Source organism: Bacteroides pyogenes (assembly GCF_014196225.1).
Lineage (GTDB): Bacteria > Bacteroidota > Bacteroidia > Bacteroidales > Bacteroidaceae > Bacteroides > Bacteroides pyogenes_A.
On record NZ_JACIDI010000023.1, the window covers coordinates 28,200 to 44,311 of the forward strand.

Consider the following 16,112-nt stretch of genomic DNA (forward strand, 5'->3'; position numbering starts at 1 on the left):
GCAGGAAGAAACGGCGCTTTCTTTTTTTTCTTGCGCATGCTGTATACCGTTTGGATAGACTTCCGTTCATGATTTGCGCTTGGTGAAGGTGAAATATGCGGAAAAAGTTTTTTTCACAGGTGCGTCCTGCAAAGAATAAACAATTATACGTATAAAACCGTTTCTTCATTAGTGTAAATAAATATGCAATGTATATGAAAAGAGGTTTTTTGCTCGTATTGAGTCTGTTTTTTATGTTTTCTCTAAGTGCGCAGAAGAAGACGCTCCACGATTTTACGGTGAAAACAATCGACGGGAAGGACTTCTCTTTATCGACCCTGAAAGGTAAAAAAGTGTTGGTGGTGAATGTGGCATCAAAATGCGGCCTTACACCGCAGTACACCGAGCTAGAGCAGTTGTACCGGACGTATAAGGATCGAAATTTTGTGATTATAGGTTTTCCTGCCAATAATTTCATGGGGCAGGAACCCGGCAGCAATGAAGAGATTGCCGCCTTCTGTTCGTTAAACTATGGAGTCACTTTCCCGATGATGGCGAAGATTTCCGTGAAAGGCGAGGAGCAGGCGCCGCTTTACCGATGGTTGACCGAAAAAACGGAAAATGGTAAAGAAAACGCTCCCGTGCAATGGAATTTCCAAAAGTTTATGATTGATACGGACGGACAATGGGTCGGATTCGCCACTCCTAAGGAGAGTCCGTTATGCAATAAGATTACCGATTGGATAGAGAAAGAGTGATTCCTCTCAACAGAATCTCAAGTTGGCATTCGGGATCATATCCCACTTGCGGCAGGAAAAGAGTGATTCCTCTTAACAGAATATCAAGGTGGCTCTCGCTTTACCCGGAATACTTCGGCTTCATCGGTTTTAATGCCTTATTTTTTACCTGAGCATGGTTGCTGTTTTTTCGTGCAACACTCAGACAGACTTCAGGAAGACTTTATGAAACTCCTGTTCGAAATTGGGAGTAAACACCCCTTTCCCGAAGTTTTCTTTAATCTCTTGCATCGTCCAGAATCCGCTTTCGGCTACTTCTTTGCCGGGGCGGATTTTACCGTTGTATACGGTTTTGTGAACAAAAACGAGTTCTTTCTCGCAGTCCGACTCGTACACATAGCTTGTCAGCCGTTCGGCAGTGAATTCCGTAATTCCCAATTCCTCATAAGCCTCCCTGCGGAGAGCAGTCTCCACGCTTTCTCCCAAATCGATATGCCCGCCTACGGAAGTATCCCATTTGCCCGGTTGTATATCTTTCCATTCGGGGCGTTTTTGCAGGTACAGTTCTCCCCGGTCGTTGAATACATGCAGGTGAACTACGGGATGAAGCAGTTTGCTCCCGTTATGGCATTCCCCGCGGGTGGCCGTACCCGTGATGTTTCCTTGCTCGTCTACAAGGGGGAATATCTCCCGGTTATTATCGCTCGGCATGGCAAATGATGTAATTACGGGATTAGCAGCGAAGAGTCGCCGTAACTCAGGAACCGGAAATCGTGGCTCAGCGCATAGTCGTAGATGGTTTTCCAGTCTCCTTTCACGAAAGCCGAAACAAGCAGCAGCAGTGTGCTTTGCGGTTGGTGGAAATTGGTGACCATCGCTTTTACGATTTTGTAATCGTATCCCGGCGCGATGATAATCTGAGTGCTGGTGTGCAGTGTCTCCATGCCGTGGCGGTCGAGATAGTCGAGGATATTCTTCATCGCATCCACCGGAGAGAGCGTGCTTTCCCGTTCGTAGGGTTGCCATTGGCGCACGTGCAGCTCTTTCTCTGTGAGTCCGGGATTGCCGGCCAGCGCCGCTCCGATATGGTAAAGGCTTTCGAGCGTCCGCACCGAAGTAGTGCCCACGGCGATAGCCCGACCTTCATGTTCGATTAGTTTTCGGATGGTGTTTCGGTGAACCGAAATATATTCCGTGTGCATTTCGTGCCCTTCTATCTCTTCGCTTTTCACGGGTTTGAACGTTCCTGCTCCTACATGCAGCGTCAGCTCTTCGAGGTCTATATTCTTCTTCCGGAGTTCGTCGAGCACGTGGGGAGTGAAGTGCAATCCGGCAGTGGGTGCCGCTACCGAACCTTTGATTTTCGAATACACCGTTTGGTAAGTCTCCTTATCGCTTTCTTGCGTATCCCGGTTCAGGTAAGGAGGAATGGGCAATTCGCCGAATACTTCCAGAATATCGGCAAAGGTCACCTCCTTGTTATCCCAAGTGAAGTCGATCCAATGGCTGGTTCCTCTGCATTCGCCTCTCGTTGCATTCAGTGTAATGAGATGTCCTTTTACTGTCATCTCCCGTTTCAGTGCTCCGTCTTTCCATTTCTTTAAGTTGCCCACCATGCAAAGCCAAGCGGCATGCTGCGTTTGCTGGAAGTTCAGCACATAATCATTCGGTTGAACCGGCTCCAGACAGAATACTTCGATCAAAGCGCCCGTTTCTTTTCGGAAATGCAGTCGTGCCTGAATCACTTTCGTGTTGTTGAAAACCATCAGGCTGCCTTCGGGGATATACTCGGGGAGCGAAGTGAAAACATCTTCGCCGACTTTTCCCTGCCGGTAAAGCAGAAGTTTCGACCGGTCGCGCATAGGTAATGGAAACTTGGCGATGCGTTCGTCGGGCAGGGTATAATTGAATTCGCTGATATGAATATGTTTCGGATTTTCTTTCATTGTTCTAAATGTAAAAGAGGTCGGGCTTCAGGTTTCCGATATTCTGTCACAACCTGTCCGCGCGGCAGATAAACATTCAATACGGACTTTTCCGTCACCCTCAACTTTTGTATCCTCGCCTGTGGGCAAGGGGAGTGATGACCTGTGCGCCGTTCGCTCTTGGGGCATCCTCTGTCTTTTTGCATTCCTGTCTGCGGAAGATGACAGTGACAAAGCGCTTTATTTGTAGTTGAATTTATTAATTATATAAGTAAGGCTGCCTCATTGTTACTTTGAGACAGCCTCTTCTTTTCACCAGTCGGGGTGACTGGATTCGAACCAGCGACCACACGCCCCCCAGACGCGTACTCTAACCGGGCTGAGCTACACCCCGAATTGCGGATGCAAAAGTAATGCTTTATTTTGAAATAACAAATAAATCGGTGTGTTTTTGTTTTGCCTCAAAAGTTGTTTTTGTCACTAAGGGCTTATTATTATGGTGTTGCATACATATAATAAGTTATTCAGGCCGTTTCGGGAATTGGTAGAATAACATCGCAATATTTGCTGAGATAGCATCGGAAAATACGGTGTGGTTTATTCCGGATGACGGATTACGGAGTAAATACTTTATTTCTCTATTGGGCAACAGTGATGATAGCGCTTCGGAAAGGAGAGAATGAGTGCAATTATTGCTCCATTACTTCATTGCTTCATTGGGCAATACGGCCTCATCGTACCGGTTTATATACCTGTTGAACTGACCATATATACCTACCGTGGTGGCCATATATACTTACCCCTGCTGACCATATATGCCTACCGCGGTAGCCATATATGGCTACCGAGCTGACTATATATGTATACCGGACGGGTTAAATATACAACGATGTTCTTTGCTACGCGATGGGTTTCCTTCGCCAATATAAGAGGGACTTAAATCCCCCTACACTCGCGATAGAAAGCGATAACCGACTTTGCCGCCGGCTCTTGAAGGCAAATTTAAATTCCCATACACTCGCGATAGAAGTCGAGCATTTCGAAAATCATGTTTTTGGAAGCTGTTTGGTTGATGCGTATGTCGCCGATCTCTCCCAATAAGGTGAAGTTGACATGCTCTGTCGAACTGTTTTTCTTATCGTGCGTCATCAATGCGTATAAGGTTTCGTATTGTTTGCAAGTGAAGAAGAAGATTCCGTAGTTCTCTTTTATGAACTGTATCATTTGCCGCATTTTGTCTTTGGGGAATCCGCAGGCGATATGCGAGAGATAAAGTTCGCAAACCAGTCCCCATGCTACGGCGTATCCGTGCAATACCGGGCGGTTTTCGGCAAGCGCCAGGCTTTCGAACGCGTGTCCTGCCGTATGTCCCAGATTCAAGGCCTTTCGGATGCCGTGTTCGTGAGGGTCTTGCTCTACCATCTCTTCTTTGATGTGCACCGATTGGCCCACTAACTTCCCGAGCACGCCGTAGTCAATGGCGGATATGTCGAAAGAAAGCAGTTCGCTCCAATGTGCCTCGTCACTGATTAGACCGTGCTTCAGCATCTCTGCATATCCGGACAGGAAGTTTGCCGTGTCCAGACTGCGTAGAAATCCGGTTTCTATCAGCACGCTGCTTGCCGGAGCAAAAGCGCCTATCTCGTTCTTCAGTCCGTTGAAGTTGATGCCGGTCTTGCCTCCCACAGATGCATCTACCATGGATAGCAGCGTTGTGGGAATGTTGATATAAGAGATTCCGCGCTTGAACGTTGCCGCAGCAAAACCTCCCAAGTCGGTCACCATTCCCCCACCCAGATTGATGAGCAGAGAGTGCCGTGTCGCCCCGTTCGTGCTCAGCGCCATCCATACGGAAGCCAATGTGTCGATGTTTTTATGGATGTCTTCGGCGCCGATGCAGATATCTACGGCTCCTTTCAGAGAAGAAAGTTTATGCAGAACAGGGAGGCAGAGTTGCCGGGTGTGCTCGTCTGTCAGGATGAATAGTTTGTCGTGAGGGCACTTTCCGATAGCGCGAGCGAGGTCTTCTTCGAGATTCCCGCAGAGAATAACTTCTTGTTTATCCATGTTTTCTTGGCTTTTTCTACCTGCAAATGTACATGATAATTTTCAGATTTCCCGAAGCAAATGAATATAAGTCTCTTTTTTTACTTACTTTTGCCTTATTAAAAACATCCGAAAACATCCGATTATGAAAGCTTTATTACCTGTCTTCTGCCGTCCTTTGGGATATGTCATTCTGCTGATTGCTTTATTCATCATCCCGGTACTTTATATGCAGGGGCTTGTGACCGACCGAAACCTCTTGTTCTATAAAGAATGTACCAAGTTGCTGATGATGGCAGGATGCCTGTTCATTATTTTTGCGCTGAATAAGCATGAAAGCCGTGAAACGGAGCAAATCCGCAATACTGCCGTTCGCAATGCTATCTTTTTCACTTTCCTCTTTGTCTTCGGAGGTATGCTTTGGCGCGTGCTGAAAGGCGATGTGATTAACGTCGACACTTCTTCTTTTCTTACTTTCCTGATTATAAACGTGCTTTGTTTGGAATTCGGTTTGAAGAAAGCGGTGGTAGACCGCCTTTTTAGAAAATAATTTCGCCTGCTCATTAAACCTTTCCTGAATCTGTCCGTCAAATAATCGTTGTTGGAATCTGTTTGAAAAACTGTTTCCATCTTTCCGTTCTTTGCTTTGAAACGATCTTGCCGTAATTTCACTTGTGCGATGAGAAAGATAGCAATCTATCCGACACGGAGCATAAGCCGGTTTGTGATAAAAAAGCAGAATAGCTTTCTCTCCGGCAATTTGGAGTGACCGCTTCCTGAGTTTCGTCTTGTTGACTTTGAGATATTGCAGGACTGTGTGTGAAAATGGAATGAAGGAGAAGAGAAACTACTGGTGGTCTGAGAAAAGGGATCGAAGTGCCTCATCCGTCGGATAAGGTCTATGAGAGACACGACTGCTGGTCTGAGAAAAAGGCGGATAGACGAATGGAACCCGAACAGGTTTTTAGTGATTATAAAACGTAATAAGGTTAATGAGAAAAATTTCAGTTTGGCTGGTGCTTACATTCTTATGCACCTCCTTTGCTCTTGCACAAGATAAAACAATCGCCGTTTCGGGACGTGTCGTTGAAACGGAATCGAAAGAACCGGTTACGCAGGCGACTGTCCGCCTGTTAGCGCTTCCCGACAGTTCGTATGTTGCCGGAATAGCCACCGGAAACAAAGGTTGGTTTACGCTTCCGAAGGTGAAAGCCGGAAAGTATCTTTTAGTAGTTTCTTCCATCGGTTTCCGTACAGAAACACTCTCGTTGCAGCTCTCTGCCGATGTGCCCGATAAAAAGATTGGTACTGTTTCGTTGGAGCCCGACGAGGTGATGCTGGCTGAGGCGGTTGTCGTTGCGGAAGCTCCGCAGGTCACGGTAAGAGAAGATACGCTTGAGTTCAACTCCGCCGCTTATCGCACTCCCGAAGGCGCCATGCTCGAAGAGCTGGTAAAGAAACTTCCCGGAGCCGAGATCGACGAATCGGGGAATGTGAAAATTAACGGGAAGGAGATTAAGAAGATTATGGTGGACGGAAAGGAGTTCTTCGGCGGAGACGTGAAGACGGGGCTGAAGAATCTGCCGGTCGATATGGTGGACAAGCTGAAGACGTATGACAAGAAATCGGACTTGGCGCGGATTACGGGCATCGATGACGGAGAGGAGGAGACAGTGCTCGATTTGAAAGTGAAGAAAGGGATGAATCAAGGATGGTTCGGCAATGCCGATGTCGCTGCCGGAACGAAAGACCGCTATTCGAGCAATGTGATGTTGAACCGGTTTGTGGAAAACAGCCAGTTCTCTTTGGTCGGGTCTGCGAATAATGTGAACGATCAAGGCTTTTCGGGTGGCGGACGTCCGTCTTTTCGAAACAATAACGGCCTGACCGCAACCAAGATGATCGGTATGAATTTCGCTACTCAAACTGACAAATTGGAGTTGGGAGGCAGCGTGCGCTATAATTATACCGACCGTGACGCGTCTTCCGTCAGTTCGTCCGAACGCTTCCTGAAGAAAGGGAACTCGTTTGCCAACTCCGACGGTAGGAACAGAACGAAGAATACGGACTTCAATGCAGACTTTCGTTTGGAATGGAAGCCCGATACGCTGACCAACATCATTTTCCGTCCCAACCTTTCGTATGGAAAATCGGATGCTTCGTCAGTTTCGGCATCAGGCACTTTCAAGAAGGATCCGCTGGAGTATACGCCCAATCCGAATGATTACCTGAGCCTCGAATGGCTCGAAGGCAATTCGGCAGACGATCCGCTGAAAGATATCCGTGTCAATGCTTCGAACAGCGGATCGCTTTCAGAGAACAAGAGCTTGTCGGGGAATGCTACATTGCAACTGAACAGAAGATTGAATTCGAGAGGACGTAACGTGACATTGAGGGGAACGGTGGGCTACGGTGACAATGACAACGATTCGTATACGCAGTCGCTCACTCGTTATTACGGACTGAAAAGTCAGGTTTCCGGTCATTCGGACGAAGACTCTCTTCTGTATCGCGCCCAATACATCAGGATGCCTGCCACCAATTATAATTATACGGCTCAGCTCACATACAGCGAGCCTATTGCGCGCGCAACATTTCTGCAATTGAGTTATGCTTTCAGATACAGATACAGCAAGAGCGACAAAAGCACTTATGATTTGCTGCCATTGGATTGGAAGCTCGGACAACCTTTACCGTCGGGATACCCTGCGTATGAAGTCGACAGTCTTGGGAAGAATGCCGAATATCATTACTATAATCATGATGTCACGGCAGGTATACGGTTTATCCGTGCGAACTACCAGTTGAGCGCGGGTGTATCTTTGCAGCCTCAGCGGTCTACTCTTTCTTATAAGAAAGGAGACTATCAGACCGATACCGTTCGCACCGTATTCAATTTTTCTCCGAATATCGATTTTCGTTACCGCTTTTCCAAAGTCAGCCAATTGCGCGTGACCTATCGCGGACGAAGTAGTCAGCCCGGTATGGAGAGCCTGTTGCCTATTACCGACAATTCCAACCCGCTGAATATCCGCATGGGTAATCCGGGGTTGAAACCTTCTTTCTCGCACAACATGCGGGCATTTTACAATACCTATAATGCCGAACTTCAACGGGGAATTATGGCGCATGCGAATTTTACGCTTACTCAGAACGGCATAGGCAATGTCACACGTTACAATTACGATAACGGAGGGTTGATCACCCGTCCGGAAAACATCAACGGCAATTGGAGCGCTTTTGCTATGTTCGGCTTCAATACGGCTTTAAAAGACAAGCGGTTTACCGTCAATTCGTTTTCGCGCACCAGTTACAGCAATCTCATATCTTATCTCTATAACGATGAGACAAAGCTGAATGACAAGACACGTAGCACTTCGCTCCTGCTGGGAGAACATCTGAACGGTACTTTCCGTAATGACTGGTTCGAGGTTTCGGTGAACGGGTCGATCCGCTATACCTTCGAGCGTAACAAGCTGCGTCCGGAAAATAATCAGCAGCCTTACACCTATGGCTATGGAGTGAGCACCAACATCTCCCTGCCTTGGCAAATGTCTTTGTCTACCAATATTACCAACAATGCCCGCCGTGGCTACCGGGATACAAGTATGAACCGGAATGAACTTATCTGGAATGCTCAGATTGCGCAGAACTTCCTGAAAGGAAATGCCGCTACCGTCAGTTTCGAAGTTTACGATATTCTGAAGCAGCAGACCAATGTCAGCCGTTCGCTGACGTCCGACATACGTTCGGTTTCCGAGTTCAACGGCATTAACAGCTATTGCATGCTCCGGTTTACTTACCGACTTAACATCTTCGGGAATAAAGAAGCGCGTTCTCACATGCGCCAAGGGGGTGGATTCCATCGGCCCGAAGGCCCTCACCGCGATGGCTTCGGAGGCAGAGGGCGAGGACGTTTCTAAGCAAGGTCGTCGATTCTGCCGTCGTTTCAAATCGTCGGTTCGCCCTCCCGCTTCATTGCCCTTCGTTTTAGAGAAATATTCGCCGCCTCATCTGATGAGGCGGCGAATATTTCTCTTTTTCTACCCCCGCTTTAGCTTTATTAGATAATTTAATTTATATTTGTTGTTTCGGATTCTAAATTGACATAAAGCGAAGCCCATGGTAGATTGGAATTACATAATCGGCCAGATAGCGACGGTGGCTTTTCATCTGATTTACATCGGAGCCATTGTGGGTACAATCCTTGTCATTGTTCTCGATAACCGTAATCCGGTAAAGACGATGGCATGGATACTTGTACTGTTGTTTCTTCCGTTCGTCGGGCTTGTCCTTTATTTCTTCTTCGGCCGGAGCCGGCGTAAAGAACGCATCATCAGCCGGAAGAGCTACGACCGCCTTTTGAAAAAGCCGATGGCGGAATATCAAGCTCAGAAGTCTTACGATCTTCCTCCGAATTACAACCGTCTTATCCGCCTTTTTTACCATACAACTCAGGCTTTTCCTTTCGACGGAAACCGGGTAGCTGTTTATACAAACGGGTACTCCATGTTGCAGTCGTTGCTCCGGGAAATTCAAAAGGCGCAGCATCATATTCATCTCGAGTTCTATATATTCGAAGATGATGCTATCGGGCGGTTGGTGAAAGACGTTTTGATAGAAAAATCGTCTCAGGGGGTGGAGGTTAGGGTAATTTACGATGATGTGGGATGCTGGCATGTGCCGAATCGGTTTTTTGAAGAGATGCGCGATGCCGGTATCGAAGTCCGCAGTTTCCTGAAAGTTCGCTTCCCCTTGTTTACCAGCAGGATAAATTACCGGAATCATCGAAAAATGGTAGTTGTAGACGGAAAGATAGGTTTTGTGGGCGGTATGAATCTGGCGGAGCGTTACTTGCGCGGTCTCTCTTGGGGCGTTTGGCGCGACACGCATATTCTGATCGAAGGAAAGGCGGTACATGGCATTCAAACAGCCTTCTTGCTCGACTGGTATTTTATCGACCGCACTTTGATTACTTCCTCCCGTTATTTCCCCAGAATAGGGGCGTGCGGAGATTCTTTGGCGCAGATTGTCACCGGTGAGCCTGTAGGGCCTTGGAAAGAGATCATGCAAGGATTGACGAAAGCCATTTCGGAAGCCAAAGAGTATTTCTATATGCAGACACCGTATTTTCTCCCTACGGAACAAGTGCTCGCTGCCATGCAGACCGCCGCTTTGTCCGGAGTAGATGTGCGTTTGATGCTGCCCGAATACGCCGACAACCGGATTACTCATTTAGGTTCGCAATCTTATTTGGCAGATGTGTTGCAGGCGGGGGTGAAGGTTTATTTCTATAAAAAAGGATTTTTGCATTCTAAACTTATGGTTTCCGATGATATGCTCTCTACCGTCGGCTCGACCAATGTAGACTTTCGCAGCTTCGAGCACAATTTTGAGGTGAATGCTTTCATATACGGTGTGGAGACTGCTCTTGAGATGAAAGAAATCTTCCTGGAAGATCAACGTGAGTGCGCGCAAGTCTTTTTGAAGATTTGGGTACGTCGGTCGTGGAAGCAAAAAGCAGCGGAGTCTGTTGTCCGCTTGTTGGCTCCGCTACTTTAACTCAGTTTTCGCATAGAGAGGAGCAGCATGCGCCCTCTTATGCGCTTATCTGAAAAAAGAGAAGTTCACGCTTCCGTAGGCTCTTCTTTCTATAAAGTGCGGGTCGGACTCGAAACTGTCTTGTTTGCCATGCTCCAACACAAGCAATCCCTCTTCTTTGAGTAAATTGTTCTTGAAAATCAAGTCGGGGATGGAATGCAAATCTTTCAGGTCATAAGGAGGATCGGCAAAGATAAAGTCGAATTGTTCGCGGCTGCTGTTGATGAACCGGAATGCATCTCCGCGAATCGGCAGGCATTTGTCTGTGTCCACCTCTTTCATGATTTTGCAGATGAACGAATGGTGGGCGGGATCTTTTTCGATGCTGATTACGCGGTCGCAACCTCGTGAAACGAGTTCGATACTGATACTTCCGGTTCCGGCAAACAAGTCGAGAGCCGTTATCCCTTCTTCAAAATCGATGTACTTATTGAGCACGTTGAACAGATTCTCTTTGGCAAAATCTGTGGTGGGACGCGCTTTGAATGTGCGTGGCACTTCAAATCTTCTTCGTTTATAGATTCCGCTGATTACTCGCATGTCAATAAAGCTTTCATGTCAATATTAGTGGATGGGTTCATCACAAACACCTGCAGGATGAATTTTCTCAGTTCTCTTAACAACCGTTCCTTTTCGGGCATGGCTCCTGTTAAGTGCAGTTCGTCCCGCTGCTGGTCGAATTCCATCTGTTTCCATACATACAGCAGGTAGTAAACACAATCTTCAAAGTTTGTACATTTGAAAGAGTTTGCCAAAAGCAAATGTCCGCGTTCGAAGCAAAAGAGGTCGATGGCCCCTTTACGAAACGAAGCATACATCTTCCTGCTGTTTCCCAATCGGCTTTTCACCGTAAAATATTCGATAAGAGGGGTGGAATGAGAATAGAATCGGGCATCGGGATATTGCTTTTCTATAAAAGCATGAGCGCTCTTGTCCATGCTGAAGATAACTACCGCATTTTCTCTTTTCAGTATGTTGTAGATAATCTTTTCATGTTCTTTTTTCCGGTGGTTGTGATAAAACAAGAGTTCTGCCTGCTCGTCTTCGAACAGTTCGAACGGAACTGTTGTGAATCGCTTGCCGGTCATCATCACGTTTACCCGCTTGTAGGGACAGTTCAGAAAGTCCGATTCCTGAAAAACTCTCCGCAGGTTGGCTGTAAGAGATAGCGAGTCGTCTGCCTCTTTCTCTATAAACGATAGCGAGTTGTCGGAAATCGGATTGTAGATAGAAAAAGAAAATCCATCCGTGCTGAGACGGATGGATAAAGTATATTGTTTGGATTTCGTGAGATCGATCATTATTCCCAGTTCCCTGCACCGTTGTTCGGAGTTTCGATAGAGCCGATCATTAATCCGCTGTATCTTCCTAATTTCTCCTGAACATCTTTCAGATTGATAATCTCTTGTTTGTCAAGTCCTTGCAAATAAGCATCGTATGGAGCTTTCACTTCGTACATGAATACCGGAGCGCCCGATTTTGCCGTATCGTTTTTGGTTGCCATCTGGAACTGCTCACCGTTTGAGAAAGGAATAAATCTCATGGAGTCGGCATTGAATCCTTTGGGATACAGCGTGTCCATCACAGCTACCCACATTGTATCGCGTTTGAAGTTCTCAAGTCCCCATTTTTTTACTTCATCATATTTGCCTGTTTTTTTAGCGCGGTTGATGATAGCCATCGCTTTCTTTTCAGTCAAGCCGTCTTCCAATTGTTTGTCTGTCAATTGACCGATTTTCATAACGAAAGGAAGCTTCTGATTTTTAACGAAATCGATGAGGGTGTCGAATTTATCCGTATATTGTCCGTGATTAAGCATGCGGTACTCTTGTTGAGCTTTGCGAATGTCGATCAATCGGGCAATAACAGCTTTTTCTCTCTCTTTCTTGGATTTTTCGAAATTGATAGGTCCCGTGATGCTGTTGTAGCAAATGTAGGCTAACGCGGCAACACAGAGTACAAGTACAATATTAAATACTGTTTTCATGATGATTTATGTTTTTTAGTTGTTATATTCGCATCGCAAAAATAGAATAAATAAATTTAAATATGGCAGTTCCCCGAACTTTTTTCTCGAACAAAAATGATAAATAACTATTTAGAAAGGCAAATTAAGGAAAATTTCCCTTATCAACCAACTTTTGAACAGGAAATAGCGGTAAAAACGCTTTCGGATTTCTTGCTTTCGAGAGTAGGGGAAGAGGTCTTTATACTTCGAGGATATGCGGGGACGGGTAAAACTTCGCTGATCGGTGCGTTGGTTAAAACATTAGACCGGTTGCAACAGAAAACAGTCTTACTGGCTCCTACCGGACGTGCCGCCAAAGTCTTTGCTAACTATGCGGGGCATCCGGCTTTTACCATTCACAAGAAAATATACCGTCAGCGTTCTTTCTCGAATGAGTTGGATAATTTTTCCGTCAATGAGAATTTATTTGCGCATACGCTTTTTATTGTCGACGAGGCTTCGATGATCTCCAACGAAGGACTTTCGGGCACGATGTTCGGTACCGGCAGATTGTTGGATGATTTGATACAGTTTGTCTATTCGGGCGAAGGTTGCCGTCTCTTGTTGATGGGCGATACGGCTCAGCTTCCTCCCGTTGGCGAAGAAATGAGTCCGGCCCTGTTTGCCGATGCGCTGAAAGGATACGGCTTGAAAGTGCATGAAGCCGATCTGACTCAGGTAGTGCGTCAGGAACAAGATTCCGGAATTTTATGGAATGCTACTCAATTGCGTCACCTCATTGTAAAAGAAGATTGTCATTCGTTGCCCCGGATAAAAGCTTCCGGTTTTCCGGATGTAAAAATCGTTTCCGGAACAGATTTGATAGAAGAGCTGTCTGCCTGCTACGACCGCGACGGGATGGAAGAAACGATTGTCGTTTGCCGTTCCAACAAACGGGCTAATTTATACAACAATGGGATACGTGCCCAGATCTTATGGCGCGAAGACGAATTGAACTCGGGAGATATATTGATGATTGCCAAGAATAATTATTACTGGACGGAGCAGTATAAGGAACTCGACTTCCTTGCCAATGGAGAGCTTGCGGTGGTTCGCCGTGTTCGCAAAACCCGCGAGATGTATGGCTTCCGTTTTGCAGAAGCTACCCTTGCCTTTCCCGACCAAAATGGCGCCGAACTGGACGCCACCTTACTGTTGGATACGCTTCATTCCGATGCTCCGGCATTGCCGAAGGAGGCTAACGACCGTTTGTTCTACACCATACTCGAAGACTATGCGGACATCCCGTTGAAGCGCGACCGGATGAAAAAGATGAAAGCAGACCCGTACTACAATGCCTTGCAGGTGAAGTACGCGTATGCCGTTACTTGCCATAAAGCGCAAGGCGGGCAGTGGAAGAACGTCTTTCTGGATCAAGGATATATGACTGATGAATTTCTGACGCCGGAGTATTTTCGCTGGCTTTATACCGCTTTTACACGTGCCACAAAGACATTGTATCTGGTGAATTATCCGGAGAAACAGATCTTGTGACAAATGTTGTATTAAATATATTATCCACATGAGTAACAAACAATCAAAAGAGGACCTTTTGGTTTTTATGTCTTCCCTTGTCAGTCGCTTGCACGAGGAGGGCTGTTATGGCACTGCACACGTATATTCAAGCACTTTGCGGTGTATCCGCCGTTTTGAAGGCGGGCAACGCCTGCCTTTTTCTTGTATAAATGCCGTTGGGTTTCTTTATTCGAAGGTTATCTGTTGAGTCAGGGATTGAGTTTCAATACGGTTTCCACTTACCTTCGGCTTCTTCGTGCGGTTTACAACCGCGGTGTCAGGTGCGGTGCTGCAGCTTATTCCCCGCACCTCATTCTCTCTCAGAAAACGGCCGTTGATGGAAGACTGATAACGGTGAACGGTTCAACTTATCTTGTTTAAAACTTACCACCGTCACTTCTTCCAAAGCAATCCTCTTGACTGCTACGGTATCGAGGTCGGTGGCAGAAAGCCCGAAAGGCAGTAAAAAAAGAGCGGAACAAATAAACTGTTTCATCATATACTCATCAAATTTCCCGCAAAATTAAAGGTTGACCGCCTTGTACGCAATCCTCATTTTTTAGGATTTTGGAATGATTATTAGCATACACATACGCAATAAAATTAAATTCTATATTCTAAAACTTATATACTATAATTATTAGTCTTCAATATAATGTTATCCATTATGTAATCAAAAATATATTATATTTGTATATAATTATTCATACATCATCCAAAACCTATCAAAACAGATATGACAAGTAAAATAAAGAGAGAGAGAAAACAATAATTATCAACATTAAAAAACAATGAAAAAGAAACAGAGAAGAAACGATTTGATTGGTTTTATGCATGAACTTATATCCCATTTGCATACCGAAGGACGCTACGGCACCGCACATGTGTATCGGAGCACGTTGAGACGCATCATCGAGTTTGAAGGAGGACGCCAAGAAATCCCTCTTACAAACGTTACCACCTGCTGGCTGAATGCCTTCCAAAATTATCTTTTGAGTCGGGGAGCCGGTTCCAACACCATATCCACATACATACGCATGCTACGGGCTACCTACAACCGAGCCGTACAAGAAGGGATGGCTCCCTATATTCCATTCCTGTTCAATAAGGTGCATACCGGAGTAGAACGTGGAAAGAGCCGTGCCCTGTCAGTGGAAATGATGCGCCGAATCATGAAACCGGACCGTGAATTGCCTCCGGAACTGGAAGACGCACGTTCCCTGTTTGTATTGCTTTTCATGCTCAGGGGGCTTTGTTTCGTAGATTTGTTTTTCCTACAAAGAAACAACCTCCAAGGAAATGTCTTGCGGTACCGACGCCACAAGACAGGTCGTTCTCTACGTATAGAAGCCGGTCCCGAAGCCATGGAGATCATCGGCAAGCATGCCGGCGGGGCTGCCGGAAGCGAGCGGCTGTTCTCCCTGTCAGGCACAGCCAAAGGTATGGAATACCACCGCTATCAAAGTGCCCTCAGAACGTTCAACAAAAGGCTCAAACAACTTTCCCGGCATCTGGAACTGGGAGTGAATCTAAGCACATACTGCGCCCGCCACAGTTGGGCTACCATCGCGAACTTCTGCCACTACGACAAAACGTTGATCTGCAATGCCATGGGACATTCATCCCTTAAAGTGACGGAAACATATTTCCAAGAATTCAGGGATGAAGAGATAAATAGGATGAACCGGGGGATTATTTCATATATAATGCAGGGAGATCGAAAAATAAGAGCCTGAATCGTATAAGAAAGAATCTGATATTTTGAAAAAAAACGATTAAAAGCTACTGTTACTTGGTAGGTAACGGAATCCATTTCGATGCGGCAAAGATAGACATTTACTTTGATAATCCTAAACTTTTTTCTGTTTTTTTTGTAAAAACATGAAAAATATATTGTATAGCTTTCTACAACCCTAAAAGAAAGAGCATAACAAAGCCCTCCATATCCCTTGATATGGAATACAGAAAAAAAACATTCAGGTTGCAGAACGGAAATACTATATCCTTTTTTGTAAGCAGACCTACTTAAAAACTTCTCATAAAAGCTCTTCCAACAGTTTCCGTTACCTACCAAGTAATGGAATCTTTCCTAGCATACATAAACATAAGTAATAGGTAACGGGCTGAATTTTTCCTGCTCCAAATGTTGAACCTTATGAACAAAAAAACTTTTTTACTACTTGCACTGCTACTGTGCCTGTTTTTTCCTAAACGTTCCATGGCACAATTCTACTCGGTACGTACCAATCTTGTAGGAATGTCAACCGGAAACCTAAACATGGAAGGCTCCATGGCATTCTC

13 protein-coding genes and 1 tRNA gene are annotated in these 16,112 nt (G+C 45.8%); 7 read left to right on the forward strand and 7 right to left on the reverse strand.

Annotation, left to right across the window (positions count from 1 at the left end; all coding sequences use genetic code 11):
* The first annotated feature begins 194 nt into the window (after window positions 1–194).
* On the forward strand, window positions 195–737 hold the full coding sequence (locus tag GGR07_RS12540; protein ID WP_034543703.1) for a glutathione peroxidase: 543 nt from the start codon (window positions 195–197) through the stop codon (window positions 735–737).
* A gap of 180 nt (window positions 738–917) precedes the next feature.
* On the opposite strand, the gene GGR07_RS12545 is transcribed toward GGR07_RS12540, so the two are convergent.
* The 4 genes from GGR07_RS12545 to aroB all read right to left on the reverse strand — a co-directional run bounded on the left by GGR07_RS12545 (window position 918) and on the right by aroB (window position 4,708).
* The gene (locus GGR07_RS12545; protein WP_034543696.1) at window positions 918–1,427 is read right to left on the reverse strand and encodes an NUDIX hydrolase; all 510 of its coding nucleotides are present in this window, start codon (window positions 1,425–1,427) and stop codon (window positions 918–920) included.
* A gap of 14 nt (window positions 1,428–1,441) precedes the next feature.
* Window positions 1,442–2,662, reverse strand: coding sequence for an S-adenosylmethionine:tRNA ribosyltransferase-isomerase (locus GGR07_RS12550; protein WP_034543697.1), 1,221 nt, complete (start codon window positions 2,660–2,662; stop codon window positions 1,442–1,444).
* Window positions 2,663–2,960: 298 nt separating this feature from the next.
* A tRNA-Pro gene (locus GGR07_RS12555) sits at window positions 2,961–3,035 on the reverse strand.
* A gap of 608 nt (window positions 3,036–3,643) precedes the next feature.
* A complete protein-coding gene (gene aroB, locus GGR07_RS12560) occupies window positions 3,644–4,708 on the reverse strand; it encodes a 3-dehydroquinate synthase (RefSeq protein ID WP_021644161.1) in 1,065 nt (354 codons plus the stop codon).
* A gap of 124 nt (window positions 4,709–4,832) precedes the next feature.
* Between aroB and GGR07_RS12565 the strand changes: the two genes are divergently transcribed.
* From GGR07_RS12565 to cls, 3 genes are all read left to right on the forward strand, one after another.
* Window positions 4,833–5,237 (forward strand): hypothetical protein, encoded by a 405-nt coding sequence (locus GGR07_RS12565; RefSeq protein WP_021644160.1) that lies wholly within the window; start codon window positions 4,833–4,835, stop codon window positions 5,235–5,237.
* Between the two features lie 442 nt (window positions 5,238–5,679).
* Window positions 5,680–8,610, forward strand: coding sequence for a TonB-dependent receptor (locus GGR07_RS12570; protein ID WP_122056366.1), 2,931 nt, complete (start codon window positions 5,680–5,682; stop codon window positions 8,608–8,610).
* A 199-nt stretch (window positions 8,611–8,809) separates the two neighbouring features.
* On the forward strand, window positions 8,810–10,249 hold the full coding sequence (gene cls, locus GGR07_RS12575) for a cardiolipin synthase (RefSeq protein ID WP_122056365.1): 1,440 nt from the start codon (window positions 8,810–8,812) through the stop codon (window positions 10,247–10,249).
* A gap of 45 nt (window positions 10,250–10,294) precedes the next feature.
* On the opposite strand, the gene GGR07_RS12580 is transcribed toward cls, so the two are convergent.
* Genes GGR07_RS12580 through GGR07_RS12590 form a run of 3 tightly spaced genes read right to left on the reverse strand, consistent with a single transcriptional unit; the run spans window position 10,295 to window position 12,275 of the window.
* Window positions 10,295–10,828 (reverse strand): RsmD family RNA methyltransferase, encoded by a 534-nt coding sequence (locus tag GGR07_RS12580; protein ID WP_034543698.1) that lies wholly within the window; start codon window positions 10,826–10,828, stop codon window positions 10,295–10,297.
* Window positions 10,819–11,589, reverse strand: a complete 771-nt coding sequence (locus GGR07_RS12585) for a DUF3822 family protein (protein ID WP_034543699.1) — start codon at window positions 11,587–11,589, stop codon at window positions 10,819–10,821. The genes GGR07_RS12580 and GGR07_RS12585 overlap by 10 nt, the downstream gene beginning before the upstream one ends.
* A complete protein-coding gene (locus GGR07_RS12590; protein WP_021644155.1) occupies window positions 11,589–12,275 on the reverse strand; it encodes a hypothetical protein in 687 nt (228 codons plus the stop codon). The genes GGR07_RS12585 and GGR07_RS12590 overlap by 1 nt, the downstream gene beginning before the upstream one ends.
* A 96-nt stretch (window positions 12,276–12,371) precedes the next feature.
* On the opposite strand from GGR07_RS12590, the gene GGR07_RS12595 reads away from it, so the two are divergent.
* The 3 genes from GGR07_RS12595 to GGR07_RS12610 all read left to right on the forward strand — a co-directional run bounded on the left by GGR07_RS12595 (window position 12,372) and on the right by GGR07_RS12610 (window position 15,547).
* Window positions 12,372–13,790 carry an ATP-dependent DNA helicase gene (locus tag GGR07_RS12595; protein ID WP_034543700.1) on the forward strand — a complete coding sequence of 473 codons (1,419 nt, stop codon included), beginning with the start codon at window positions 12,372–12,374 and terminating at the stop codon, window positions 13,788–13,790.
* A gap of 183 nt (window positions 13,791–13,973) precedes the next feature.
* On the forward strand, window positions 13,974–14,192 hold the full coding sequence (locus GGR07_RS14195) for a phage integrase SAM-like domain-containing protein (protein ID WP_027326450.1): 219 nt from the start codon (window positions 13,974–13,976) through the stop codon (window positions 14,190–14,192).
* A gap of 410 nt (window positions 14,193–14,602) precedes the next feature.
* Complete coding sequence (locus tag GGR07_RS12610) at window positions 14,603–15,547, forward strand: tyrosine-type recombinase/integrase (RefSeq protein ID WP_122056363.1); 945 nt, start codon at window positions 14,603–14,605, stop codon at window positions 15,545–15,547.
* Window positions 15,548–16,112 lie beyond the last annotated feature (565 nt).

What these genes read in the sequence shown, in the direction of transcription:
- GGR07_RS12540 (WP_034543703.1), top strand. Translation starts at nt 195, where the DNA reads ATGAAAAGAGGTTTTTTGCTCGTATTGAGTCTGTTTTTTATGTTTTCT.
- GGR07_RS12545 (WP_034543696.1), bottom strand. Translation starts at nt 1,427, where the DNA reads ATGCCGAGCGATAATAACCGGGAGATATTCCCCCTTGTAGACGAGCAA.
- GGR07_RS12550 (WP_034543697.1), bottom strand. Translation starts at nt 2,662, where the DNA reads ATGAAAGAAAATCCGAAACATATTCATATCAGCGAATTCAATTATACC.
- aroB (WP_021644161.1), bottom strand. Translation starts at nt 4,708, where the DNA reads ATGGATAAACAAGAAGTTATTCTCTGCGGGAATCTCGAAGAAGACCTC.
- GGR07_RS12565 (WP_021644160.1), top strand. Translation starts at nt 4,833, where the DNA reads ATGAAAGCTTTATTACCTGTCTTCTGCCGTCCTTTGGGATATGTCATT.
- GGR07_RS12570 (WP_122056366.1), top strand. Translation starts at nt 5,680, where the DNA reads ATGAGAAAAATTTCAGTTTGGCTGGTGCTTACATTCTTATGCACCTCC.
- cls (WP_122056365.1), top strand. Translation starts at nt 8,810, where the DNA reads ATGGTAGATTGGAATTACATAATCGGCCAGATAGCGACGGTGGCTTTT.
- GGR07_RS12580 (WP_034543698.1), bottom strand. Translation starts at nt 10,828, where the DNA reads ATGCGAGTAATCAGCGGAATCTATAAACGAAGAAGATTTGAAGTGCCA.
- GGR07_RS12585 (WP_034543699.1), bottom strand. Translation starts at nt 11,589, where the DNA reads ATGATCGATCTCACGAAATCCAAACAATATACTTTATCCATCCGTCTC.
- GGR07_RS12590 (WP_021644155.1), bottom strand. Translation starts at nt 12,275, where the DNA reads ATGAAAACAGTATTTAATATTGTACTTGTACTCTGTGTTGCCGCGTTA.
- GGR07_RS12595 (WP_034543700.1), top strand. Translation starts at nt 12,372, where the DNA reads ATGATAAATAACTATTTAGAAAGGCAAATTAAGGAAAATTTCCCTTAT.
- GGR07_RS12610 (WP_122056363.1), top strand. Translation starts at nt 14,603, where the DNA reads ATGAAAAAGAAACAGAGAAGAAACGATTTGATTGGTTTTATGCATGAA.